This is a genomic window from Roseateles chitinivorans, from assembly GCF_002761755.1.
Classification (GTDB): domain Bacteria; phylum Pseudomonadota; class Gammaproteobacteria; order Burkholderiales; family Burkholderiaceae_C; genus Roseateles; species Roseateles chitinivorans.
This window is the reverse complement of the sequence record NZ_PEOG01000044.1, coordinates 1-24,651: the sequence shown is the minus strand read 5'-3', so window position 1 is coordinate 24,651 and position 24,651 is coordinate 1. Positions and strand designations below refer to the sequence as shown.

Genomic DNA, 24,651 nt, shown 5'->3' with positions numbered 1-24,651 from the left:
AAGGACCTTGTTCATGCCTCCCTTCCTCCGACGCGCCCTGCAGGCGCTGGCCGCCACGGCGGCCCTCGCTGCCGTGGTCGCGACGCCGGCCCATGCCCACGAGACCCTCAAGCTCGACACGCCCAAACCGAACCTCGCGCCGACGCCGCCGATGGGCTGGAATTCCTGGAACAAGTTCGCCTGCAACGTCAGCGAACAGCTGATCCGCCAGCAGGCCGACGCGATGGCCGCCTCGGGCATGAAGGAGGCCGGCTACCAGTACATCGTCATCGACGACTGCTGGCAGAAGAGCCGCGATGCCGACGGCAACATCCAGGCCGATCCCGAGCGCTTCCCGTCGGGCATCAAGGCGCTGGCCGATTACGTCCATGCCAAGGGCCTCAAGTTCGGGCTCTATTCCGACGCCGGCTCGCTGACCTGCGGCGGCCGCCCGGGCAGCGCCGGCCATGAGTTCCAGGACGCCCGCCAGTACGCCCGCTGGGGCGTCGACTACCTCAAGTACGACTGGTGCCACACCGGCCCCCGCAACGCCGAGGCGGCCTACACCATCATGGCCAAGGCGCTGCGCGAATCGGGACGCGACATCGTGCTGTCGATCTGCGAATGGGGCGTCAACCAGCCCGAGCGCTGGGGCCCCACCGTCGGCCACCTGTGGCGCACCACCGGCGACATCTTCGATGCCTGGGAAGGCAAGAAGGACTGGTCGCACGGCATGACCAACATCCTGGACATGCAGGTCGAGCGCGCGGCCCACTCCGCCCCCAACGCCTGGAACGACCCCGACATGCTGGAGGTGGGCAACGGCGGCATGACCACCACCGAGTACGAGTCCCACTTCTCGCTCTGGGCCATGCTGGCCGCGCCGCTGATCGCCGGCAACGACCTGTCGAAGATGGATGCGGACACGCGGCGCATCCTCACCAATGCCGACGTCATCGCCGTCGACCAGGACCCGCTGGGCCGGCAGGGTCAGCGCATCTGGAAACAGGGCGATCTCGAGATCTGGTCGCGCCCGCTCAAGGACGGCGATCACGCGGTGGTGCTGTTCAACCGCGGCAAGGCGCCGGCCGCCATGCGGGTGGACTGGACCCAGCTGAAGCTGCCGGCCGGCCAGAAGGCCGACGTGAAGGACCTGTGGAGCAAGCGGGTCTCGAAAGGCGTGGCGGGCGGCTACGGCGGCACCGTCGCCTCGCACGGCGTGATCATGGTGCGGATCACGCCGGTGCGTTGAAGCGGCCCCAGGCGGCCGACCCGGGCGGGGCCCCGTTCCTGCCGGACAATCGGCCGCCTTCGCCTGTTCAACGCTCCATGACGATTCCCACGCCTCCTCCCTCGTCCCCTTCTCCCGTCGACACGCCCGGTGACCACGACCTGGGCCCGGGCAGCAACCGGCTGCTGTGGTTCCTGCTGTTCGTGGCGGTGGTCTTCGCGGTGCTGCGGCCGATGTCGCCGCAGGCCTGGCTGGGTCTCATCGACTGGCAGACGATGGGCGCGCTGACCGGCCTGCTGGCCATCACCCAGGGCGTGGAACGCAGCGGCGTGCTCCAGTCCACCGCCCGCGCGCTGCTGGCCCGCACTGGCAGCGCCCGCCAGCTCGCCCTGCTGCTGTGCGCGGTCGCCGCCGGCCTGGCCGCACTGGTCACCAACGACGTCAGCCTCTTCCTGCTGGTGCCCCTGACCCGCGAGCTGGCCGCGCAGGCGCACCTGCCTCTGGCGCGCCTGGTCGCGCTGGAGGCGCTGGCGGTCAATGCCGGCTCCTCGCTCACGCCGATCGGCAATCCGCAGAACCTGTACCTCTGGCACAAGTCCGGCGAGTCCTTCGGCGGCTTCATCGCGATGATGGCGCCCACCGTCGGCGTCATGCTCCTGCTGTTGGTGGTCACCGTCCTGATCACCATGCCGCGCGCGCCGATCAGGCTGGCGGCAGACACGCGCAGGACCGAGACCCAGCCCCGGCTGCTCGCGCTGTCCGGCGCGCTGTTCCTCGGCTTCGTGCTGGCGCTGGAGCTGCGTCAATGGGCGCCGGCACTGGCGGTGGTCCTCGCGATCTACGCGATCTGGTACCGGCCGGTGCTGATGAAGCTGGACTGGGCGCTGCTGGCGACCTTCGCCCTGATGTTCGTGGACCTGCAACAGCTGGCGGCCCTGCCGCAGGTCGCGGGCCTCCTGCGTGAACTGCCGCTGGACCAGCCGCTGACCGCCTACCTCGCGGCGATCGGCGCCTCCCAGGCCATCAGCAACGTGCCGGCCACGCTGGTGCTGGCCGACGCGGTCCCGAACGTCGCGGTGCTGGCGATCGCGGTGAACGTGGGCGGCTTCGGTTTCGTCGCCGGCTCCATGGCCAACCTGATCGCGTTGCGCCTGGCTCGGGCACCCGGCGCGCTCAAGGAGTTCCACCGCATCAGCCTGCCCTTCCTGGCCGTGTGCGCGCCGCTGGTGGCGTGGCTGGCGCTGTGACGGAATCGGCGGTTCTCCCGGACCTGCCGCCCATTCGCGGTGAGGACGCGCGCCCGCGCCGATGCGATATTCGGGCCACGCCGCCGACAAGCCAGGCAGCGAAGGATCCTTCGTGAGTCGCCTGCAAGGCCGCCGTTTCCCATCGCTGATGCTGGGCCTGCTCCTGGGCTGGGCATGCCTGCTGGGCTGGCCCGGCCTGGCCCGGGCGCTCGATGCCGCGCCGCAGATCTCCCAGTACGCCCATACCTCGTGGACCGCGCGGGACGGCGCGCAGCTCGGCCTGGTCTTCGCCTTCGCGCAGACCCATGACGGCTACCTGTGGGTGGGCGGCTCCTACGGGCTGTTCCGCTTCGACGGGCTGCGGTTCGTGCCCTGGCAGCCGCCGAAAGGCGCCTCGCTGCCGAGCAATCCCTACGCCCTGCTGGTCTCCCGCGACGGCACGCTCTGGATCGGCACCTTCAATGGCCTGGTCAGCTGGAATGGCACCCGCCTGACCCGCTATCCGGAGACCGACGGCGGGCTCGTCACCTCCCTGCTGGAGGACAGCGAGGGCACCGTCTGGGCCGGCCTGCTCGGCCCTCCCGGCCGGCTCTGCGCCGTGCGGAACGGACAGACCCGCTGCGACGACGCGCAGGGCGGCTTCGGCACCTTCGTGTGGAGCCTGGCGCAGGACCGCTCGGGCGACCTGTGGGCCAGCGCCGACTCGGGACTGTGGCGCTGGCGGCCCGGCACGCCCCGCCGCATCGAGGCCCCCGGCCAGCGCCTGGGCGACCTGACCGAGACCACCGATGGCCAGGTGCTGGTCGGCGTGCGCGGCGCCGGGCTCAGGCGCCCCGCTGGCGACCGGCTCGACCCCTTCCCGCTGCGCAGCGCGACCCGGCCCGGCGTGCTCCTGCCCGATCGCCAGATCCTGGCGAACAAGCTGCTGCGGGCCCGCGACGGCGGCCTGTGGATCGGCACCGATGGCCTGGGGCTGCTGCATGTGCGCGAGGACCAGGCCGCCGCGTTCACCCGGTCCGACGGCCTGTCCGGCAACATCGCCTGCAGTCTTTTCGAGGACCGGGAAGGCAACATCTGGTACGGCAGCGACAAGGGCGTGGACCGCTTCCGCAAGCTGCCGGTCACCACGCTGTCCAAGGCGCAGGGCCTGCCCAACGAGGCGACGCGATCGGTGCTGGCCACCCGGGACGGCAGCGTCTGGGTCGCCACCGACGAAGGCCTGGCCCGGTGGAAGGCGGGCGCCGTCGCGGTCTACAAGGAGGCGCAAGGGCTGCCGGATGCCCGCGTGCACTCGCTGTACGAGGACCACGACGGGCGGCTCTGGGCGAGCACGGCCGGCGGCCTGGCCGTCCTGGCGCCGCCGCGCCCGGCATCCGGCGAGCCGGCCGACCGCAACGTCCGCTTCAATCGCGTCGGCGGCGTGCCCGCCAAGGAGATCTACTCGATCACCGGGGACGACGACGGCAACCTCTGGCTCTCCGGCAACGAAGGCCTGATCCGGCTGCAACAGGGGCGGTTCGTCGAGATCCTGCCCTGGTCCGCCTTCGGCCGCCGGCAGCAGGCCAAGGTCATCGTGGCCGACCGAGGCAGCTTGTGGCTGTCCTTCTGGCAGGACGGCGGGGTGATGCGGGTCAAGGACGGCAAGGTCCTGGCCACCTACACCACCGCCGAAGGCCTGGGCGCCGGCCATGTCGCGGGCCTGCGCCTGGCGGCCGACGGCACGGTCTGGGCGGCCACCGAGGAAGGCGGACTCAGCCGCATCAAGGACGGCCGCGTCACCACGCTGGGCATCGGCCAGGGCCTGCCCTGCAACACCATCCACTGGTCGATCGTCGATGACGACGGGGCGCTGTGGCTGTTCACGGCCTGCGGGCTGATCCGGATCCTGGGCGAGGACCTGGCGGCGTGGGAAACCGATCCCGGGCACCGCGTCGCTCCCAAGACCTGGGGCGCCGCGGACGGCGTGCCGCTGCTGGCCCTGACGCCGGCCTACTTCAACCCGCCGGTGGCCAAGGCCGGCGACGGCCGGCTGTGGATGGTCTCGGGCGCCGATGCCCAGGTGCTCGACCCCGCCCGGCTGCCCTTCAATCCACTGCCGCCGCCGGTCCACATCGAGTCGCTGGTCGCGGACCAGACCCCCTACGCCGTCGCCCCGGGCCTGCGCCTGCCGCCCCAGGTGCGCGACATGACGATCCAGTTCACCGCCCTGAGCCTGGTCGATCCGAAGAACACACGCTTCCGCTACCGGCTGGACGGCCACGACACCGACTGGCAGGAGGTCGTCGACCGGCGCCAGGCCACCTACACCAACCTGCCGCCCGGCGCCTATCGCTTCCAGGTGAAGGCGGCCAACAACAGCGGCATCTGGAACGAGGACGGCGCGCAGCTCGCGTTCTCGATCGAGCCGGCCTTCCACCAGACCACCTGGTTCCGACTGCTGGCGGGCCTTCTTCTGGTGCTCCTGGTGGTGAGCGTCTTCCAGATCCGGATGCGGATGCGGATGCGCCGGCTGCGCCTCCAGCTCGAGGCGACGGTGGAGGCCCGGGTAGCCGAACGCACCCGCATCGCCCGCGACTTGCACGACACCCTGCTGCAGCGCTTCAACGGGCTGCTGCTGCAGTTCCAGGCCGCCTGCAATCTCCTGCCCGATCGGCCGCGCGAATCGAAGCAGGTCCTCGCCGGCGCGATCGACCAGGTCGCCGAGGCGATCACCGAAGGACGCGACACGGTGCAGGGCCTGCGGACCTCGGCGGCACCGACCAACGACCTCGCGCAGGCACTGGGCGCCGCCGCGCAGACGCTGGCCCGGGAACGCCAGCCGGCGCCCGCGACGCAGGTGGAGGTCCAGGGCCCGCCGCGGCCGCTGCGCCCGGTCGTGCGCGACGAGGCCTTCCTCATCGCCAGCGAAGCGATGCGCAATGCCTTCCACCATGCCGAGGCGACGCAGGTCGAGGTGGAGATCCGCCATGACCCGCGCCAGCTGCGGGTGCGGGTGCGCGACGACGGCAAGGGCATCGCCCCGACGGTCCTGCAGGCGGGGCGCAAGGAGGGGCATTTCGGCCTGAGCGGCATGCGCGAACGCGCCGAGCTGCTGGGCGGCCGGCTCACCGTCCGCAGCGGCGTCGGCGCCGGCACCGAAGTCGAGCTCAGCGTGCCGGCGGCACGGGCTTATAGTCCTGTCGCGTCAGCCCGGTCGTGGTTCCCTTTCAAGAAGCGCTCGCCCTGGGAGATCCTCCGATGACTGAAGAATCGAGCCGCATCCAGGTGCTCTGCGTCGACGACCATCCCATCGTGCGGCAGGGGATCGCCACGCTGCTGTCGGTGGAGGCGGACATGACGCTGGTGGCCGAGGCGGCCAACGGCCGCGAGGCGATCGAGCGCTTCCGCGCCCACCGTCCCGACGTCACCCTGATGGACCTGCAGATGCCCGGCATGGGCGGGTTGGACGCGATCGCGGCGATCCGCGCCGAGTTCCCGGACGCCCGGATCATCGTCCTGACCACCTATGTCGACGACGCGCAGGCGCAGCAGGCGCTGCAGACCGGCGCCCTGGGCTACCTGCTGAAGAACGCCCTGCACAAGGAGTTGCTCGACGCGATCCGCGCCGTGCATGCCGGGCGCGTGGCCCTGCCCTCCGAGACCTCGTTCGAGCTGGCCGGGCAGATCACCATGGATGCGCTCACGCCGGCGGAAATCGGCCTGCTGCGCTTCATCGCCCAGGGCAATGCCTACGAGGAGATCTCCAAGGTGCTGGGCCTGGGTGCGACGGTGGTGGAGAGCCAGGTGCGGGGCATCCTGTCCAAGCTCGACGAGCAGGAGCGCACCCGCGCCACCGCGACCGACCTGCACCAGGGCATGCTCGAGACCGAACGGGCGGCCCGGCATGCGGCCGAGGCCGCCAACCGCGCCAAGAGCGAGTTCCTCGCCGGCATGAGCCATGAGCTGCGCACGCCGCTGAACGGCGTCCTGGGCTATGCGCAATTGCTGAGCATGGAAGGCGGGCTGAGCGCCCGGCAGGCCCGCGGCCTGGAGACGATCCAGCAGAGCGGACTGCACCTGCTGGCGCTGATCAACGACATCCTGGACCTCGCCCGCATCGAGGCCGGCCGCACCGAGCTGGAGCTGGCGCCGGTCAACCTGCCCGAGCTGCTGCGGTCGGTCGTCAACCTGATGCGCATCAAGGCGGAGGAGAAGCAGCTGGCCTTCGTGTTCGACACCGCGGGCGCCCTGCCGGCGACGGTGCTGGCCGACGGACGCCGGCTGCGCCAGGTGCTGCTGAACCTGCTGGGCAATGCGATCAAGTTCACCGACACCGGCACGATCACGCTGCGCGCCGGCGCCGACCCGCTGGCCACGGACCCGGTCCTGCTGCGCCTGGACATCGAGGACACCGGCATCGGCATGCGTCCCGAGGACCTGGACCGCATCTTCGAGCCCTTCGTGCAGGTCGGCTCCGCGCAGCGCCGAGCCGGCGGCACCGGGCTGGGCCTGGCGATCACCCGGGCCCTGGTGAACGACATGGGCGGACAAGTGCGGGTGAGCAGCGAGCCCGGCGTCGGCACCCGGTTCCACCTGGAACTGCCGCTGTCGCCCACCGAGGCGGAGGCCGACGCCATGCCGCAGATCGCGCCGGGCATGCCGCGTTACCTCGGCGCGCCCCGCCGGGTGCTGGTCGTCGACGACGTCGCGGCCAACCGCGCGCTGCTGTGCGACTTCCTGTCGGACGCCGGCTTCCAGGTGGCCCAGGCCTGCGACGGTGCCGAATTGGCGGCGGCGGTGAGTCGCTTCCGTCCGGACTTGATCCTGATGGACAGCATGATGCCGACCACCGACGGCGTGGAGGCCACGCGCCAGTTGCGCGGCAATCCCGACACGGCCAGCGTGCCGGTCATCGCGATCTCCGCGACGGCCACGGCCGAGCACCGCGCCGCCTGCCTGCGGGCCGGCGTCAATGTGTTCCTGACCAAGCCGGTCTCGCTGGGCACCCTTCAGACGCACATCGGCGAGCAGCTCGGCCTGCAATGGCTCGACTCGCCGTCCGCCCCGCGCTGAACGCCGCCCGGGGGCGACGGGTCACCGGCGGCCGTCGTCCGTGACGGCGACGGCGCCGGTCGCGATCGGGGGCTCGCCCGATTTTTCCGGCACCTCCGGCGGGACCGGCGCAGCCTCGTGGAAGGCCACCTGGTTGCGTCCGTCCCGCTTGGCGCGATAGAGCGCGCGATCCGCCGCCTCGAGCAGTTGCTCGGCGTCGGCGGTGTCGGCGCCCAGCATGGCCGCGCCGAAGGAGCTGGTCACCACGCCGATCACCGTCGGCTCGCGGCTCACCTCCACCTGAATGCGGCGCAGGCGCTGGCGATCCTCCGGCTGCGCCAGGTCCAAGCCCGGCAGCACCAGGCAGAACTCCTCGCCGCCGAGTCGTCCCACCGCGTCGTAGGGCCGCACCGTCGCGCCGAGGCGACCGGCGAAGTCCTTCAGCACCGCATCGCCGGCCGGGTGGCCATGGGTGTCGTTGACCTGCTTGAAGTGGTCGATGTCGACGATCGCGAGCGTCAGCGGCGTGCGTGCCCGGCGGGCCCGGACGACCTCGCGCTGGAGGATCTCGGTCAAAGCGCGCCGGTTCCAGAGCCCGGTCAGCGCGTCGCGGCTGGCCAGCACCTCGAGTTGTGCGCGGGAGGCTTCCAGCTCGCGGGTGCGCTCGCCCACCAGCTGTTCGAGCCGCGCCTGCCGCGCCCGCCATTGATGGCGGCGCCACAGGTGCCAGCCCTGCGACAGCCCCAGCAGCGCGACCAGCGCCAGCGCGCTCGCCCAGGGCCTTCGCCACCAGGGGGGCTCCAGCGTGAAGCCGAAGCTCGCGGACGCGGAATGCCGGCCGGTCTCCGGGTCGGCGAGCCTGACCTCGACCTGGATCGCGCCCGGCTCCAGGCCCGCCAGTTCGATGTCGGCGGTGCCGGCCGCGGTCCAGCCCTCGTCGCGTCCGGGCAGGCGGTACTCGACGCGCAGCCGGTGGTCGCTGAACTGCAAGGGCGCCACGCGCAGGTGGATCCGGTCCCGCGTCCAGGCCAGCGTCTCGCCCTCGCTGACCGGCAGGTGGCGGGCGCCGCGCGTCGCCGACATCAGCACCGGACGCGGCAGGGCCGTCGCGAAGACCTGGGCGGGATCGATCAGGCGCGACAGCCCGCGGCTGGTGCCGACCCACATCGACCGGTCGGCGTCCTCGTACAGCGCGTGGCCCGAGGTGTCGTTCCAGGCCAGCCCCTGCGAGCGGTCCAGCAGCTTCCAGTGCGTCCCGTCGTGGACCACCAGCCCGGCGTCGGTGCCGAGCCACAGCCAGCGCCGGCTGTCGATCAGCAGCGACATGATCAGGCGCCCCTTGAGGACGGGGCTCTCCAGCGCCTCCAGCGATGGCGCCGCCGAAGCCGGAGCCCGCACCCGCCAGGCCTGGCCGGCCTCGCTGGCCGCGACGACGGTGCCGTCCTTGCCGCAGGCCACGTAGGCCGCCCCGCCCTCGATCGGGATGGATGGCCCCCATTGGCCCGCCTGACGCCGGGCCAGCCCGTGATGACCGGCGAACCACAGGCTGCCGTCGGGCGTCTCGCAGGCGTCGTAGAAGATCTCCTGCGCATTGCCGGATGGTCCTGGCACGGGTTGCGCCGGGCCCCGGCCCGGCTCGGGCCAGCGATGCAGCTTGCCCAGCGTCATGACCCACAGCGCGCCGTCCTTCGAGGTCAGCGCCCAGTGGAATCCGTCCTCGGTGCCGCCGGGCGTCGCGAGCATGCCTGGCAGCGCCCGCCCGTCGCGGACGTGATGGAAGGTCGCGACATCGGTGGCCGCCCACAGACCGCCCTGCCCGTCCGGGACCAGTCCGTAGAGGTCGCCGGTATGCGGCAGGGGGACGCCGCGAAAGACGCCCTGCGCGGCGTCGAAGGTCGCCAGTCCCCGTCCGGTGCCGACATGCAAGGCGCCGCGCCCGTCGCCGGCCCGCAGCATCGCCCAGACGACGCTGCTGGGCAGGCCGTCGGCGTCCGTCCAGGTCTCCCAGCGGCCATAGCCGCGCCATTGCAGCAGCCCCGTGCCGCGCAGCCCGAGCCAGAGCCCTCCTTCGCGATCGCTCAGCAGCGCGTGAACCCGGCCGTCGCCGGGCAGCCCCTGCCGCTTGCCGAAGGACTGCCAGCGCTGGCCTTGCCAGCGCAGCACGCCCAGCTGCGACGCGGTCAGGATGCGATGCGAGGCATCCTCGACCAGCGGATAGCGATGCATCGGATCGCCACGGTCGCTGGGCGCAGTCCGATCCACGAAGCCTTCGGCGCCAGCAGGCAGTTGCAGCGTCGCCTGCGTGGAGCGCGCCCAGATGCTGCCGTCGCTCGCCTCGAGCAGCGCATGCCACTGCTGGCGCGGCACGCCGCTGCGCGCATCCCATTGCTTGAGCGCGCCGCGGTGCCAGCGGCAGATGGCCTCGCCACAACCCGCCCACAGCGCGCCGTCGCGCGCCCGCATGACGCCGGCCAGGCGCCCCATCTCCGGATGACGCGCCAGTTGCTCCGGCGTCATCACCGGCGTCGAGGACCAGGTGCCGGCCTGCCGGTCGGCGACCACGCGCTGCAGCCCGCCGATGGTGACGAACCAGGCCTCGTCGCCGCGAGCGGCGATCGCCATCGGCGCGTCTTCCGTCAGCTTCACGGTCCGGGGGAGCACGCGCTCCAGACGACCGTCGTGCCACCACCAGGCGCCGGTGTCCGAGACGATCCACAGGTGGCCGCCGTCGCTGGCCAGTGCGGCCACCCGCCGCAGCTCCTGCGTGGCGATGCGCTCGATGCGCCGCCCGTCGTGGCGATACAGGCCGTTGTCGGTGCCGGCCCACAGGAAGCCCTGCTCGTCCTGCTGCAGCGCGTTGAGCGCCAGGTTCCCCAGCCCCTCCGGCTGGCCGAATTCCTGCAGGTTCATCTGCTCGCACCAGCCGGCCGACGATCCGAGGATCGACGCCAGCAGCCATGCGCCACGCACCATCGCGCGGCTCCATGCATTCCTCATGTCGTCTCCGGCTGTCGTCGTCGCCGGCGAGCTTACCGAGACACCGCCCGTGCGCGCGCTGCCGCCCCGAGCGCGCCGCGCGCGCGAGTGAAGAAATGCCTCGAAGCACGCATCGCGCGCAGGCCCGACGCGCGCGAGAACTGCCCTGGTTTGTCGGCAGTGACGGATCAGTGAAGGCATGCCGACGACGCCTCGGGAGAATCCGTCCTCACCGGCTCATCGGCTCACCGGCTCATCTCATCGGAACAGCCGCTGCGAGAACTGGTACAGGTTGTCGCTCCAGCTCTCCCGATCATGGCCGCTCGCGTCGACGTTCCATTGGTGGCGGATGCCCTGCCGCAGCAGTTCCCGGTGCACCCGCTGCGAGACGTTGATCAACCCGTCCCGATTCCCGCACGACAGGTACAGCAGCGCCAGGCCGCGACGCAGCGCGTCGGGATCGGGGATCAACTCCGCCGTGGCCCGTGTGTTGGGCGCGGCGGAGAAACCGCCGATCCAGGCGAAGGTGTCGGGATGGGCCAGGCCGATGTTCAGCGCCTGCCCGCCGCCCATCGACAGCCCCGCGAGCGCGCGATGGCGCGCATCCGCCTGGACGCGATATCTCGCCTCGACCGCGGGAATGAGGAAGTCCAGCAGGTCACGCTCGAACTTCGCGAATCCGGCCGCATTGGCTTCGGTGAAGACGCGGTCCGGCGGCGGCACGCTGTCGTCCGGCAGCGCCCGGCCATTGGGCATGACCACGATCATCGGGACGGCCTTGCCGTCGGCGATCAGGTTGTCCAGGACGGCGTTGGCCCGCACGTAGCCGGTCCATTCATGCTGGTTGCCGCCGATGCCGTGGAGCAGGTAGAGCACCGGGTAGGCGCGCCCGCTGGGATAGCCGGCCGGCAGGTAGACGAGCGCCTTGCGCCGCCCGCCGGTGACGCCGGATTCGTAGCTGAACTCCTCCACCTTGCCCGGCGCCACGCCGGCGCGCGCTTCGTCGAAACCCCGCGGTGGCAGCGGCGTCGAGCGGACGTCGTCGTCCGCCAGCACGATGGTCCGGGCGAAGTTGGCGCGGGCCGTGTCCGGCGTCACGGGCCCCGCCTCCTGCGCCTGTGCGACGGCGCCGAGGACGAGCAGCAGCGCGCCAAGGAGCGCGTCGAAGGAACGGAAGGTCATGAGCCGACACCCGAAATTTGGACTGACCAGTATCCGCAAGTCGCGAATTCGGTCTTACCAGTAGAAACACCGAGGCTGGCGGACCCCAGCAGACCGACAGCCACGCCGGCCCCGTGGCATGCCGCAATCGGACTCGATTGGTCCGACCAATTTGAAACGAAGCGAATCAAGGGAAGTCCCCGACTGGGGAGGCCATCACGATGTGCCATAAACTGGTCTGACCTCTTTGCCACCCTCCGATTGTGGACACCCCCATCTCCCTTCCTTCCGCCGCCGGCGCGCTGGCCGGCAAGACCGTCCTGGTCACCGCGGCCGCCCAGGGCATCGGCCGCGCCAGTGCGCTGGCCTGCCTGGCCGCCGGCGCCGAGGTGATCGCGACCGACCTCGCCACCCCTGGCCTGGAAAGCCTGCGCGAGGAAGCCGGGGCGCCGGCCCGGCTGCGCACCGAGCAACTGGATGTCCGCGACGACAGCGCCATCCAGGCCATCGCCGGCCGCCTGCCGGCGCTGCATGGCCTCTTCAATTGCGCCGGCTTCGTCCATCACGGCTCGGTCCTCGAGTGCGACGAGCCGGCCTGGGACTTCAGCATGGACCTGAACGTCAAGAGCATGTGGCGCATGCTGCGCGCTTTCCTCCCAGGCATGCTGGCCGAGGCGGCGCGCACCGGCGGCAGCGCCTCGGTGCTGAACATGGCCTCGATGGCGTCCTCGGTGAAGGGCTTCCCCAACCGCTGCGTCTATGGCGTCAGCAAGGCGGCGGTGATCGGCCTCACCAAATCGGTCGCCGCGGATTTCGTCCGGCAGGGCCTGCGCTGCAATGCGCTGTGTCCCGGCACGGTGGACACGCCCTCGCTGCGTGGCCGCATCGCCGCAGCCGCCGATCCTGTGCAGGCCGAGCGCGACTTCATCGCGCGCCAGCCGATGGGGCGCCTGGCCACGGTGGACGACATCGCGCCGCTGGTGGTGTTCCTGCTCAGCGACGCCTCCCGCTTCATCACCGGCCAGGCCGTGAGCGTCGACGGCGGCGTCACGATCTGAACCGCGGAACCGCCGGACCGTCGCCGCGACCTGTCCTCCCAGCAGCGCTCTCTCTCTCCGATCCCCTCTCGCAAGGACTTCCATGAAACTGCTCCGCTACGGCCCGCCGGGCCAGGAACGCCCCGGCCTGCTGGACGCCGACGGCCAGGTGCGCGACCTGTCCGAGCACATCGACGACCTGGCCGGCGAAGTGCTGACCAGCGCCGGCCTGTCGCTGCTGAGCCGGCTCGACCCCGCCACCCTGCCCCGGGTGCCGGGCACCCCGCAGCAGGACCTGCGGCTCGGCCCCTGCGTCGGCCAGGTGGGCAAGTTCATCTGCATCGGCCTGAACTACGCCGATCACGCCGCGGAGTCCGGCCTGCCGGTGCCGCAGGAGCCGGTGGTCTTCGCGAAATGGACCAGCGCGATCAGCGGCCCCGACGATCCGGTGCGGATCCCGCGCGGCTCGGTCAAGACCGATTGGGAGGTCGAACTCGGCGTGGTCATCGGCGAGGGCGGCGCCTACATCGACGAGGCGGACGCCATGAGGCATGTGGCCGGCTATTGCGTCGTCAACGACGTGTCGGAGCGCGAATGGCAGCTCGAGCGCGGCACCCAGTGGGACAAGGGCAAGGGCTGCGACACCTTCGGTCCGATCGGCCCGTGGCTGGTCACCGCGGACGAGATCCCCGATCCGCAGCGGCTGGACCTGTGGTTGGAGGTCGACGGCCACCGCTACCAGAACGGCAACACCCGCACGATGGTGTTCGGCGTGGCGCAGATCGTCAGCTACCTGAGCCGGTTCATGAGCCTGCAGCCCGGGGACATCATCTCCACCGGCACGCCGCCCGGCGTCGGCCTGGGACAGAAGCCGCCGGTCTATCTCAGGCCCGGCCAGACGATGCGGCTGGGCATCGCCGGACTGGGCACGCAGACCCAGCGCACCGTCGCCGCCTGACCCTCTCCTGACCTTCACCCGACCCTCGCTGGATCCTCGCCGGACGCGCCCCCCACTCCATGACCCGCATCACCGATCTGCGCACCGTCGACGTGCGCTTCCCCACGTCGGCCCATCTGGACGGTTCCGACGCGATGAATCCGGATCCGGACTACTCCGCCGCCTACGTCATCCTCGAGACGGACCAGCCGGGGCTGGAAGGCCATGGCCTGACCTTCACCATCGGCCGGGGCAACGACCTCTGCTGCCGCGCCATCGAGGCGATGCGGCACCTGCTCGTCGGCCTGGACCTGGACTGGATCGCCGCCGACATGGGGCGGTTCTGGCGCCATGTGACCTCGGACAGCCAGCTGCGCTGGATCGGTCCGGACAAGGGCGCGATCCACCTCGCCACCGGCGCCGTCGTCAACGCCGTCTGGGACCTGTGGGCGAAGGCCGAGGGCAAGCCGCTCTGGCGCCTGGTGGCCGACATGAGCCCGGCGGAGATCGTGCGCTGCATCGACTTCCGCTACCTCACCGACTGCATCACGCCCGACGAAGCGCTCGCCCTGCTCACCCGCGCCGCCGAGGGCAAGGCCGAACGGCTGGCCACGCTCGAGTGCGAGGGCTATCCCTGCTACACGACCTCGGCGGGCTGGCTCGGCTATCCCGACGACAAGCTGCGGCGCCTGTGCCAGGAGGCGGTGGACGCGGGCTTCGGTCACGTGAAGCTGAAGGTGGGTCGCGACCGCGAGGACGACATCCGCCGCCTGCGCATCGCCCGCGAGGTGCTGGGGCCGGACCGCCGCCTGATGATCGATGCCAACCAGGTGTGGGACGTGCCGGTGGCCATCGACTGGCTGAAGGACCTGGCCTTCGCGCAGCCCTGGTTCATCGAGGAGCCGACCAGCCCCGACGATGTCGAAGGCCATCGCGCGATCCGCGAGGCGATCGCGCCGATGCGGGTGGCCACCGGGGAGATGTGCCAGAACCGCATCCTGTTCAAGCAGTTCATCATGCGCGGCGCCATCGATGTCGTGCAGATCGACAGCTGCCGCCTGGGTGGGGTCAACGAGATCCTGGCGGTGTTGCTGATGGCGGCCAAGTACGGCCTGCCGGTGTGCCCGCACGCCGGCGGCGTGGGCCTGTGCGAGTACGTCCAGCACCTGTCGATGATCGATTACCTGTGCGTCAGCGCGACCCGCGAGGACCGCGTCATCGAGTACGTCGACCACCTGCACGAGCACTTCGTCGACCCCTGCGTCGTGCGTGGCGCGGCCTACCTGCCGCCGACCGCGCCGGGCTTCTCGATCACGATGAAACCCGCGTCGCTGGAGCGCCATCGATTCCGCGGCTGACGGCGCGCCGCTGGGAGTCGGCTCGGTGTTTTCACCGGTAAGACCGCAATAGGTTCGTGAGAGACTGGTAAGACCAAATCAGAGGGGCCCAGCCCCCGCCGGGCCGTCGCCTCCGACGCGTCCGGGCCTTACGTGGAGACGAGATGTTGAGGACGATGCTGCGGCGTGCGTCGCTGATTCATGGGCTGGCGGTCGCCGTGTGGGCGGCCGCGCTCCTCCTGCCGGCAGTCGCTCGCGCGGATGGTCCTCGCGAGCGGTTGTCGCTGGACGCCGGCTGGCTGTTCCACCATGGCGAGGTGCCGGCGCCGGCGGTCAAGGGGCATGGCGCGAGCTATCACCAGGCCAAGGCGGGCGGCGTGGTCGGCGCGGGCGGGGCGGAGTTCGACGACTCCAGCTGGCGCCGGCTCGACCTGCCGCACGACTGGGCCATCGAGCAAGCCTTCGACCGACAAGAGAACGCGTCCCAGGGCTACCGCGCCCGGGGCATCGGCTGGTACCGGCGCTATCTCCAGTTGCCGGAGTCCGACCGGGGCCGCCACATCGAGCTGCAGTTCGACGGCGTCGCGACCCACAGCACGGTGTGGGTCAACGGCATCGTGGTGAATCGCAACTGGTCGGGCTACAACGGCCGCGCCATCGACATCACGCCCTACCTGCGCTACGGCGACGAGGTGAACAGCATCGCGGTGCGCGTCGACGCCGAGGCCCAGGAAGGCTGGTGGTACGAAGGCGCCGGCATCTACCGTCATGCCTGGCTGGTCAAGCGCGACACCCTGCACATCGCGACCGACGGCCTGTACGCCAATCCGGTGCAGCGTGGCGGCCGCTGGACGCTGCCGGTCGAGGTGCAGGTCGACAACACCGGCGAGGCCGGCCGGGCCGCGGTCGTGGCGCTGCAGGTGACCGGCCCCGATGGCGCGGTGGTGGCCCAGGGAGAGACCCGGGTGCGCGTCGCCGCGCTGGATTCGGCCACGGCGCGCCTGACGCTCGACATCCGGCAGCCCGAGCTGTGGTCGCCCCGGTCGCCGCGGCTGTATCGGGTGCGGGCGGTGCTGCGTCAGCCCGGCGCCGGCCCGCTGCGCGAGATCGACGCCACCGAGCTGCACACCGGTTTCCGCACCGCGCGCTTCGATGCCGAGCGGGGCTTCTTCCTCAACGGCGAACCACTCAAGCTGCAGGGCGTGTGCATCCACCAGGACCATGCCGGAGTCGGCGTCGCGGTGCCGACGGCGATCTGGGAGTTCCGCCTGCGCCGCCTGCAGGACATGGGCGTGAACGCGGTCCGCTTCGCCCACAACGCGGTGGCGCCGGAGGTCATGGACCTGGCGGACCGCCTGGGCCTGCTGGTGATGGACGAGAACCGCAACTTCAGTTCGAGCCCGGAGGCGATGGCCCAGCTGGCGTGGCTGGTGCGGCGCGATCGCAACCGTCCGAGCGTGATCCTCTGGTCCCTCTTCAACGAGGAGCCGCTGCAAGGCAGCTGGCAGGGCCGCGAGATGGCGCGGCGCATGGCCGCCGAGATCAAGCGGCTGGACCCGAGCCGGCCGGTCACCGCCGGCATGCACGACGGCCTCTTCGCCGACCGCAACGCCTCAGAGGTGCTGGACGTCGTCGGCGTCAACTACCAGGTCCATGCCTACGACCGCTACCACCGCGAGCATCCGGGCCGGCCGATGTTCAGTTCCGAGGACACCTCCGCCTACATGACGCGCGGCGCCTGGCGCAGCGACCGCCAGGCGCAGGTGCTGGGCAGCCATGACGACGAGCCCTCGTCCTGGGGCCAGACCCACCGCGACGCCTGGCGGCACATCGCGGAGCGGCCCTTCATGGCGGGCGGCTTCGTGTGGAGCGGCTTCGACTACCACGGCGAGCCCACGCCTTTCGAATGGCCGAGCGCGTCGACCTTCTTCGGTGCCTTGGACCTGTGCGGCTTCCCGAAGGCGGCCTTCTACATCCGGCAGGCGCAGTGGGTGAAGGACCGCACCGTGGTCAAGATCCTGCCGCACTGGAACTGGTCCGGCAGCGAAGGCCAGCCGGTGAAGGTGATGGTCGCCACCAACGCGCCGCGCGTGCGCCTGCTGTTGAACGGTCAGACGATCGTGGAGCAGGCGGCGGACCGGGACGGCATCGTCAGTGTCGACCTGCCCTACGCGCTCGGGCGGCTCGAGGCCGTCGCGCTGCAGGGCGCGCGCGAACTGGCCCGGGACACCGTCGAGACCAGCGGTGTCCCGGCGCGCCTGGTGCTCACCGCCGACCGCGCGGTGCTGGCCGGCGATGGCCGCGACGCGGTGCCGGTGACCGTCAGCGCGGTCGATGCGCAGGGCCGCGCGGTACCGACCGCCAACCTGAAGGTGCGCTTCGAGACCACCGGCGCCGGCCGCCTGATCGGCGTCGGCAACGGCGATCCCAATTCCCATGAACCGTCCAAGGCGCCGGAGCGCTCGCTCTTCAACGGCCTGGCGCAGGCGATCCTCCAGACGGAGCGCGACGGCCAGGGGCCGCTCCGGCTGCGCGCGACGGCGGACGGGCTGGCCAGTGCCGAGCTGGTGCTGGAGGTGCGGACCGCCCGGGTCCCGTCGGTGCCGGCCGCGGAGGTGGTCAGCCGCGTCGGTGGCTGGCGCATCTCGCCGCCGCAGGCCGCGCGCCCGGATCCCAACCAGGTGCTGGCGGAGAACGACATGAACAGCTGGGGCTGGGGCGAGCCGCCGATCCGTCAGTCGGCCGAATCGACCGAAACCTGGCGCGCCTACCGCACGTCGCTGCGACTGCGCGCCGACCGCAACGACGGCCAGGGCCGCCTGCGGTTCCAGCAGATCGCCGGGCAGGCGGAGGTCTGGGTCGATGGCGTGAAGATCGGCGAGAAGACCTCGCCCGAGCCGGCTCCGCTGAGCCTGCCGCTGGCCCAGGGATCGGGCTGGCGCACGATGACCGTGCTGGTGCGCGCGCAGCCCGGCGAGCCCTCGGGCCTGATCGGCCGGGTCTCGATCGAACGCGGCGCTGGGAAGGCGGCGCCATGAGATCCATCGCGCCGCCACCCCCGATGGGACGCCCGCGCCGATGAACGCGCTGCCTGACCCGTCCACCCTCCCCGCGCTGCTCGGCATGCGCGGCGTCTGCAAGCGCTTCGACAACGTCGTCGCGCTCGCCGATGTGGCGCTGGAGGTCCACCGCGGCGAGGTCCACGCGATCTGCGGCGAGAACGGCGCCGGCAAGTCGACCCTGATGAAGGTGCTCAGCGGCGTGCATGCACCCGACGAGGGCGAGCTCCGCATCGACGGCGAGCCGGTGCGCATCGACGGCCTCTCGCACGCGCAGCGCCTGGGCATCGTGATGATCCACCAGGAGCTGAACCTGGTGCCGCACCTCACGGTGGCCGAGAACATCTGGCTGGGCCGCGAGCCGCGGCGCGGCTGGTTCGTCGACCGGGAACGTCAGCGGGAGGGCGCCCGCGCCTGCCTGGCCCGGCTGGGCGCTGACATCGACCCGGACGCGCTCGTCACGACGCTGCCGATCGCGCAGCGGCAACTGGTCGAGATCGCCAAGGCCCTGTCGCTCCAGGCGCGGCTGCTGATCATGGACGAGCCCACGTCCTCGCTCGGCGAAGCCGACGCGGCGCGCCTGCTGCAGGTCGTGCGCGAGCTCCGGCGCGACGGCGTCGGCATCCTCTACATCTCGCACCGGCTGGATGAGCTCGAGGCCATCGCCGACCGCGTCACCGTGCTGCGCGATGGCCGATACATCGCGACCCGCCGCTGGCACGAGACCTCGATCGACGAGATCGTCAGCCTGATGGTGGGTCGGGAACTCGACCAGCAGTTCCCACCGGCCACGCGGCGACCGGTCGACGAGGTGCTGCTGCGGGTGCGCGGCCTGCAACGCCGCGGCGTCTTCGGCCCCCTGGACTTCGAGCTGCGGCGTGGCGAGATCCTCGGCTTCGCCGGCCTGGTCGGCGCCGGCCGCACCGAGACCGCCCGCGCGCTGTTCGGGGCCGACCCGCTGGACGGCGGCGAGGTCGAGCTCGGCGGACAGCCGCTGGTCATCCGCTGCCCGCGCGACGCGATCGAGGCCGGCATCGCCTATGTCTCGGAGGACCGCAAGGCCCACGGCCTGGCGGTGACGATGAGCGTCGCCCACAACATCACCATGGCCAACCTGTCAGCGCTGACCCGGGGGCCGGGCGTCATCGACGCGGCGCGCGAGCGGGAGACCGCCGAGCGCTTCATCCGGCAGCTGCAGATCCGCACGCCCTCGCCGGACCAGATCGCGCGGCTGCTCTCCGGCGGCAACCAGCAGAAGGTGGTCATCGCCAAATGGCTGTTCCGCCAGGCGCGAGTGATCGTCTTCGACGAGCCCACCCGTGGCATCGATGTCGGCGCGAAGTACGCCATCTATGCGCTGATGGACGAGCTGGCGGCGCAGGGCATCGGCATCGTGCTGATCAGCTCCGACCTGCCGGAGATCTTCGGCCTGACCGACCGCATCGCCGTCTTCCGCCAGGGCCGCATCGCCGGCGTGCTGGACACCCGCGGCAGCAGCCAGCAGGACGTGATGCACCTGGCCTCCGTCGGCCCCGCCGCCCTTTCCCAAGCGCCGGACACGGCGCCCGAGACCCCTGCTCCATGAACGAACGACAGAAAGACCTGATCCAGAAGTTCGCCGCGCTGGCCGGCCTGCTGGCACTCGTGCTCGTGTTCTCGCTCACCAGCAACGCCTTCTTCAGCGTGGGCAACGCGATGACGGTGTCGCTGCAGGTGACCACCATCGTCTACCTCGGCCTGGGCGCCACGCTGGTCATCCTGACCGGCGGCATCGACCTGTCGGTGGGCTCGGTGCTGGCCCTGTCCGGCGTCACGGCCGGGCTGCTGGTCAAGCAGGGCCTGCCGGTGGCGCCGGCGATGGCGGCCGGCATCGTGGTCGGCGGGCTCTGCGGCGCGATCAACGGGCTGTGCGTGACGCGGCTGCGCCTGCCGCCCTTCATCGCGACGCTGGGCATGATGCTGGTGGCGCGCGGCCTGGCGCTGCAACTCACCGACGCGCGCGCGGTCTCCGGGCTGGGCGAGGCCTTCGGCGTGCTGGGCAACGGCGCGCTGTGGCGCATCGAGGAGATCGATGCGCAGGGCTTCCCGAACGTGATCTTTCCCGGCATCCCCTATCCGGTGCTGCTGATGGTGGTGCTGGCGCTGGCCGTCGGGCTGCTGCTGCGCCGCACGCTGCTCGGGCGACACCTGCATGCGGTGGGCTCGAACGCGGAGGCGGCGCGCCTGTCGGGCGTGAACGTGGCACGGGTGGCGATGTTCGCCTACACCTGCTCCGGCGCGCTGGCCGGCCTGTGCGGCTGCGTGCTGATGTCGCGCCTGGTGACCGCGCAGCCCAACGAGGGCGTCATGTACGAGCTCGACGCCATCGCCGCCGCGGTCATCGGCGGCACCTCGCTCAGCGGAGGCGTGGGCAGCGTGTCCGGCACCGTGATCGGCGCCTTCGTCATCGGCATCCTGCGCAACGGCCTGAACATGAACGGCGTGTCGGCGTTCTCGCAGCAGATCATCATCGGCCTGGTCATCCTCGTCACCGTGTGGATCGACCAACTCCGCAACCGGCGCTGAAGACCGGCTCATCCCATCAGGAGACCCGCATGCCCCGCACCCTGTCGTCCTTCTCCCCCTTCATCGTCCGCGCGCTGCGGCGCGCGCTGCTCGGCGCCGGCCTGGCGCTGCTGGGCGCCACGGCCCAGGCCGGCGAGATCGCCGTCATCGTCAAGACCACCAATTCCAGCTTCTGGCAGAACGTCAACAAGGGCGCGGATGCCGCGATCAAGGAGACGCCGGGCCACACCCTGACCTTCGCCGGACCGGCCTCCGAGTCGGCCGTCGCCGACCAGGTCAACCTGGTGGAGAACGCGATCAACCGCCGCGTGGCCGGCATCGTCCTCGCGCCCTCCGACCCCGATGCGCTGGTGCCCGCCATCAAGCGCGCCTGGGAGGCCCGCATCCCGGTGGTGCTGATCGACTCCCGCGTCTCGGACGCCGGCAAGACCTACTACCAGTCCTTCCTGTCCACCGACAACACCGCCGCCGGCGAGCTGTGCGCCAAGGCGCTGATCGCGCGGATCGGCACCACCGGCAAGGTGGCGCTGATGTCCTACGTCGCCGGCGCGGGCTCGGAGGCCGACCGCGTCGGCGGCTTCAAGCGCTACCTGCAGGCCAATTCGAAGCTGGAGATCGTCGGCCCGTACTACTCGCAGTCCCAGATGGCCACCGCGATGAACCAGACCACCGACGTGCTGGCCGCCCATCGCGACCTCAAGGGCCTGTTCGGCGCGAACGAGCCGACCGCGGTCGGCATGGGCCGCGCCCTGGTGCAGAGCGGTCGCGCCGGCCAGGTGGTGGCCATCGGCTTCGATGGCAACCAGGACCTGCAGAAGTTCGTCCAGGACGGCACGCTGGAGGGCATCGCCGTGCAGAGCTCGTTCCGCATGGGCTACCTGGGCGTCAAGACGGTCGACGAACTGCTGCAGCGCAAGCCGGTGCCCAAGTTCCGCGACACCGGCGTGGTCTGGGTCAACAAGACCAACCTGCAATCGCCCGAAGCCCGGGCGGTCCTCTACTGATGACGGTCGCCGCCCCGCCCCTCGCCGACCGCGCGACCGCCGCCATGCAGGTCCCGGAACGTCCCCTGCGCCAGGCCCTGCGGCTCGGACCGCTCGGCCTGGGCGCCGCCGCGCTGGCCGGTCTCTACGACGCGGTCGACGAGGCCACGGCCGCCGCGACGCTGCAGGCCGCCTGGGACGCCGGACTGCGCTACATCGACACGGCGCCGTTCTACGGCTACACGCGCAGCGAGCATCGGGTCGGCGCCTTCCTTGCGGGGCGGCCGCGCGACGGCCTGGTGCTCTCGACCAAGGTGGGACGCCTGCTCCGGCCGGATGCCAGCGTGCGGCCAGGCAGCGACGGCTGGGCCGATCCGCTGCCCTTCCGCCCGGTCTTCGACTACAGCTACGACGGCGTGATGCGCTCGTTCGAGGACAGCCTGACGCGCCTGGGCGGCGCGAGGATCGATCTGCTGCTGGTGCACGACATCGGCCGCGCCACGCACGGACCGCAGCACGGGCGCCACTGGCGCGCGCTGACGCAGGGCCGGGGATTCCGGGCCCTCGAGTCGCTGCGCCGCCAGGGCGTGGTGCAGGCCATCGGGCTGGGCGTGAACGAATGGGAGGTGGCCTGGGACGCGCTGTCGGCCGCGCCGATCGACTGCGTGCTGCTGGCCGGTCGCTACACGCTGCTGGAACAGGGCGCGCTGGGCTTCCTGGACCGCTGCGCGGCGGATGGCGTGGATGTCCTCATCGGCGGGCCGTTCAACTCGGGACTGCTGGCGGGTCAGCCCAAGTACGACTACGGCGGTGTGCCGGCGGCGGTGCGCGAGCGCGCCGAGGCGCTCGCCGCCGCCTGCGCCGAATGGCAGGTGCCCTTGCCGGCGGCCGCCCTGCAGTTCCCGCTGGCCCATCCGGCCGTGGTGAACGTGTTGTCGGGCATGCGTTCGCCGGACCAGGTCCGGAGCAACGTCGCCTGGATGCGGCAGCCGATTCCCGGCGCCCTGTGGCGCGCCTTGCGCGATCGCGGCCTGATCCACCCCGGCGTGCCGGTGCCGGACGAGGCGGAGGCGCGCTGACATGCGGGTCGATGCCCATCAGCATTTCTGGCGCCTCGCCGACCGCGCGGGCCAGTGGCCGCCGTCCTCGCTGGCGGCGATCCATCGGGACTTCGGCCCGGACGACCTCGAGCCGCATCTGCGGGCCTGCGGCATCGACGCGACGGTGCTGGTGCAGTCGCTGCCCAGCGTCGAGGACACGCGGTGGATGCTCGGCGTCGCGGCGCGGACACCGTGGGTCCGGGGCGTGGTGGGCTGGGTCGACTTCAAGGCCGCCGACGCCGCCGCGCAGATCGACGAGCTGGCCCGCGACCCCGCGCTCAAGGGCCTGCGGCCGATGCTGCAGGACCTGCCGCAGGACGACTGGATCGACGATCCGGCCTGCGCGCCCGCGGCGGCCGCGATGCAGCGCCATGACCTGGTCTTCGACGCGCTGGTGCTCCCGCGCCAGCTCCCGGCGCTGTGCCGCTTCGCCCGGCGCCATCCCGGCCTGCGCCTGGTCGTCGACCATGCCGCCAAGCCCTTCATCGCGCGGGGCGAGCTTGAGCCCTGGCGCACCGATCTCGCCGCGCTGGCCGCCCTGCCCCAGGTCCACTGCAAGGTCTCCGGCCTGCTGACCGAGGCGGGGGACCGCCTCGACGACGCCGCGCTGCGGCCCTATGTGCAGGCGCTGTGGGACCTCTTCGGTCCGCGGCGGCTGCTCTGGGGCAGCGACTGGCCGGTGCTGCGCCTGGCCTCGGACTACGCGGACTGGTGGCACCAGGCGCGACGCCTGGCGAGCCAGCTCCACCCCGCACCGGCACCCGCCGACCTGGATGCCCTGTTCGGCGGCAATGCCGCCGCCCTCTATCGACTCCCGCCATGCTGACCGTCCTCTGCGAATCCCCGGGCACCCTCGCCATCCACCAACGCCCCAAGCCCCAGCGCCAAGCCGGCGAGGTGCTGCTGCGCGTCCGCCGCGTGGGCGTGTGCGGGACCGATCTCCACATCTTCACCGGCCATCAGCCCTACCTCGCCTACCCGCGGGTCATGGGCCATGAACTGTCCGGCGTGGTCGAGGAAGCGGATCCCGACAGCGGCCTGCAGCCCGGCGACACCGTGTATGCGATGCCCTACCTGTCCTGCGGCCGCTGCCGGGCCTGCCGCCAGGGCAAGTCCAACTGCTGCGTGCAGATGCAGGTGCTGGGCGTGCATCGCGACGGCGCCTTCACCGAATACCTCTGCCTGCCCCGGCACTTCGTCGGCAAGGCGGACGGCCTCACGCTGGACCAGGCGGCGATGGTGGAGTTCCTGGCGGTCGGCGCGCATGCGGTGCGTCGCGGCGAGGTCGGCGCCGGCCAGCGCGTGCTGGTGGTGGGCGCCGGGCCGATCGGGCTGGGCGCGATGCTGTTCGCCGCGCTGCGCGGCGCCACGGTCGTCGCCCTGGACAGCCGGCAGGACCGGCTCGAGGTCGCGCGCGCGCACGCCGGCATCTCGGCCGCGGTGCCGCTGGGCGATGGCGACGAGGCCGAACTCGCGCGCCTGACCGAGGGCGAATTCTTCGACGTGGTGTTCGACGCCACCGGCAATCCGCAGGCGATGGAGCGCGGCTTCCGCTTCATCGCGCATGGCGGCCGCTACGTGCTGCTGTCCATCGTGCAGGGCGACATCCGCTTCTCCGATCCCGAATTCCACAAGCGCGAGGCCACGCTGCTCAGCAGCCGCAATGCCACGATGGAGGACTTCGACACGGTGATCGCCGCGATGCGCAACGGCCAGGTGCCGCATGCCGCGCTCGCCACGCACCGCCTGACGCTGGCCACCCTGCCGGAGCGCTTCCCCGACCTGCTCGATCCGCGGCAGGGCGTGATCAAGGCGCTGGTCGAATGCTGAGCGGCGCCATGGCCGATGCCGCGCCCATCCTGCAGTTCGGCACCGGCCGGTTCCTGCAGGCCCATGTGGACCTGCTCGTCAGCGAGGCGGCGGAGACGGGCGACGCGCTCGGCGGCATCACCGTGGTGCAGAGCACCGACCATCCGGCCAGCTCCCGCCGTGCGCGGGAGCTGGCCCG

16 protein-coding genes and 1 pseudogene are annotated in these 24,651 nt (G+C 71.5%); 15 read left to right on the top strand and 2 right to left on the bottom strand.

The window, feature by feature from the left end; translation table 11 throughout:
* Positions 1–13 precede the first annotated feature (13 nt).
* From CS062_RS16160 to CS062_RS16135, 4 genes are all read left to right on the top strand, one after another.
* Entirely contained in the window at positions 14–1,231 is a 1,218-nt protein-coding gene (locus CS062_RS16160) for a glycoside hydrolase family 27 protein (RefSeq protein ID WP_099862627.1), read from the top strand.
* A gap of 77 nt (positions 1,232–1,308) precedes the next feature.
* Positions 1,309–2,457, top strand: coding sequence for an SLC13 family permease (locus CS062_RS16155; protein ID WP_099862626.1), 1,149 nt, complete (start codon positions 1,309–1,311; stop codon positions 2,455–2,457).
* A gap of 112 nt (positions 2,458–2,569) precedes the next feature.
* Positions 2,570–5,698 carry a sensor histidine kinase gene (locus tag CS062_RS26635; protein WP_199174264.1) on the top strand — a complete coding sequence of 1,043 codons (3,129 nt, stop codon included), beginning with the start codon at positions 2,570–2,572 and terminating at the stop codon, positions 5,696–5,698.
* Complete coding sequence (locus CS062_RS16135) at positions 5,695–7,509, top strand: response regulator (protein ID WP_099862624.1); 1,815 nt, start codon at positions 5,695–5,697, stop codon at positions 7,507–7,509. Before CS062_RS26635 ends, CS062_RS16135 begins: the two co-directional genes overlap by 4 nt.
* Before the next feature lie 21 nt (positions 7,510–7,530).
* Here the strand turns inward: CS062_RS16135 and CS062_RS16130 are convergent, their stop codons facing one another.
* The gene (locus CS062_RS16130) at positions 7,531–10,485 is read right to left on the bottom strand and encodes a ligand-binding sensor domain-containing diguanylate cyclase (RefSeq protein ID WP_143742370.1); all 2,955 of its coding nucleotides are present in this window, start codon (positions 10,483–10,485) and stop codon (positions 7,531–7,533) included.
* Between the two features lie 237 nt (positions 10,486–10,722).
* Positions 10,723–11,646, bottom strand: coding sequence for an alpha/beta hydrolase (locus CS062_RS16125; RefSeq protein ID WP_099862622.1), 924 nt, complete (start codon positions 11,644–11,646; stop codon positions 10,723–10,725).
* A gap of 242 nt (positions 11,647–11,888) precedes the next feature.
* Here CS062_RS16125 and CS062_RS16120 point away from each other — a divergent pair, with 242 nt between their 5' ends.
* From CS062_RS16120 to CS062_RS16070, 11 genes and pseudogenes are all read left to right on the top strand, one after another.
* Positions 11,889–12,683, top strand: a complete 795-nt coding sequence (locus tag CS062_RS16120) for an SDR family oxidoreductase (RefSeq protein ID WP_233218094.1) — start codon at positions 11,889–11,891, stop codon at positions 12,681–12,683.
* A gap of 82 nt (positions 12,684–12,765) precedes the next feature.
* Complete coding sequence (locus CS062_RS16115) at positions 12,766–13,620, top strand: ureidoglycolate lyase (RefSeq protein WP_099862621.1); 855 nt, start codon at positions 12,766–12,768, stop codon at positions 13,618–13,620.
* Positions 13,621–13,679: 59 nt separating this feature from the next.
* Positions 13,680–14,957, top strand: a complete 1,278-nt coding sequence (locus CS062_RS16110; protein WP_099862620.1) for an L-fuconate dehydratase — start codon at positions 13,680–13,682, stop codon at positions 14,955–14,957.
* A gap of 143 nt (positions 14,958–15,100) precedes the next feature.
* Positions 15,101–17,974, top strand: coding sequence for a beta-galactosidase GalA (galA, locus tag CS062_RS16105; protein WP_233218093.1), 2,874 nt, complete (start codon positions 15,101–15,103; stop codon positions 17,972–17,974).
* A 40-nt stretch (positions 17,975–18,014) separates the two neighbouring features.
* Positions 18,015–19,580, top strand: coding sequence for a sugar ABC transporter ATP-binding protein (locus CS062_RS16100; RefSeq protein WP_099862618.1), 1,566 nt, complete (start codon positions 18,015–18,017; stop codon positions 19,578–19,580).
* Positions 19,577–20,560, top strand: a complete 984-nt coding sequence (locus CS062_RS16095; protein ID WP_099862617.1) for an ABC transporter permease — start codon at positions 19,577–19,579, stop codon at positions 20,558–20,560. Before CS062_RS16100 ends, CS062_RS16095 begins: the two co-directional genes overlap by 4 nt.
* A 29-nt stretch (positions 20,561–20,589) precedes the next feature.
* Positions 20,590–21,564 (top strand): ABC transporter substrate-binding protein, encoded by a 975-nt coding sequence (locus CS062_RS16090; protein WP_099862616.1) that lies wholly within the window; start codon positions 20,590–20,592, stop codon positions 21,562–21,564.
* Between the two features lie 44 nt (positions 21,565–21,608).
* Positions 21,609–22,622, top strand: coding sequence for an aldo/keto reductase (locus CS062_RS16085; RefSeq protein WP_099862640.1), 1,014 nt, complete (start codon positions 21,609–21,611; stop codon positions 22,620–22,622).
* A 1-nt stretch (position 22,623) separates the two neighbouring features.
* Complete coding sequence (locus tag CS062_RS16080) at positions 22,624–23,469, top strand: amidohydrolase family protein (protein ID WP_099862615.1); 846 nt, start codon at positions 22,624–22,626, stop codon at positions 23,467–23,469.
* Positions 23,463–24,473, top strand: a complete 1,011-nt coding sequence (locus CS062_RS16075; RefSeq protein ID WP_099862614.1) for a zinc-binding alcohol dehydrogenase family protein — start codon at positions 23,463–23,465, stop codon at positions 24,471–24,473. The genes CS062_RS16080 and CS062_RS16075 overlap by 7 nt, the downstream gene beginning before the upstream one ends.
* Positions 24,467–24,651: pseudogene (locus tag CS062_RS16070) on the top strand (hypothetical protein); the annotation flags it as partial. The gene CS062_RS16075 and the pseudogene CS062_RS16070, both read left to right, overlap by 7 nt.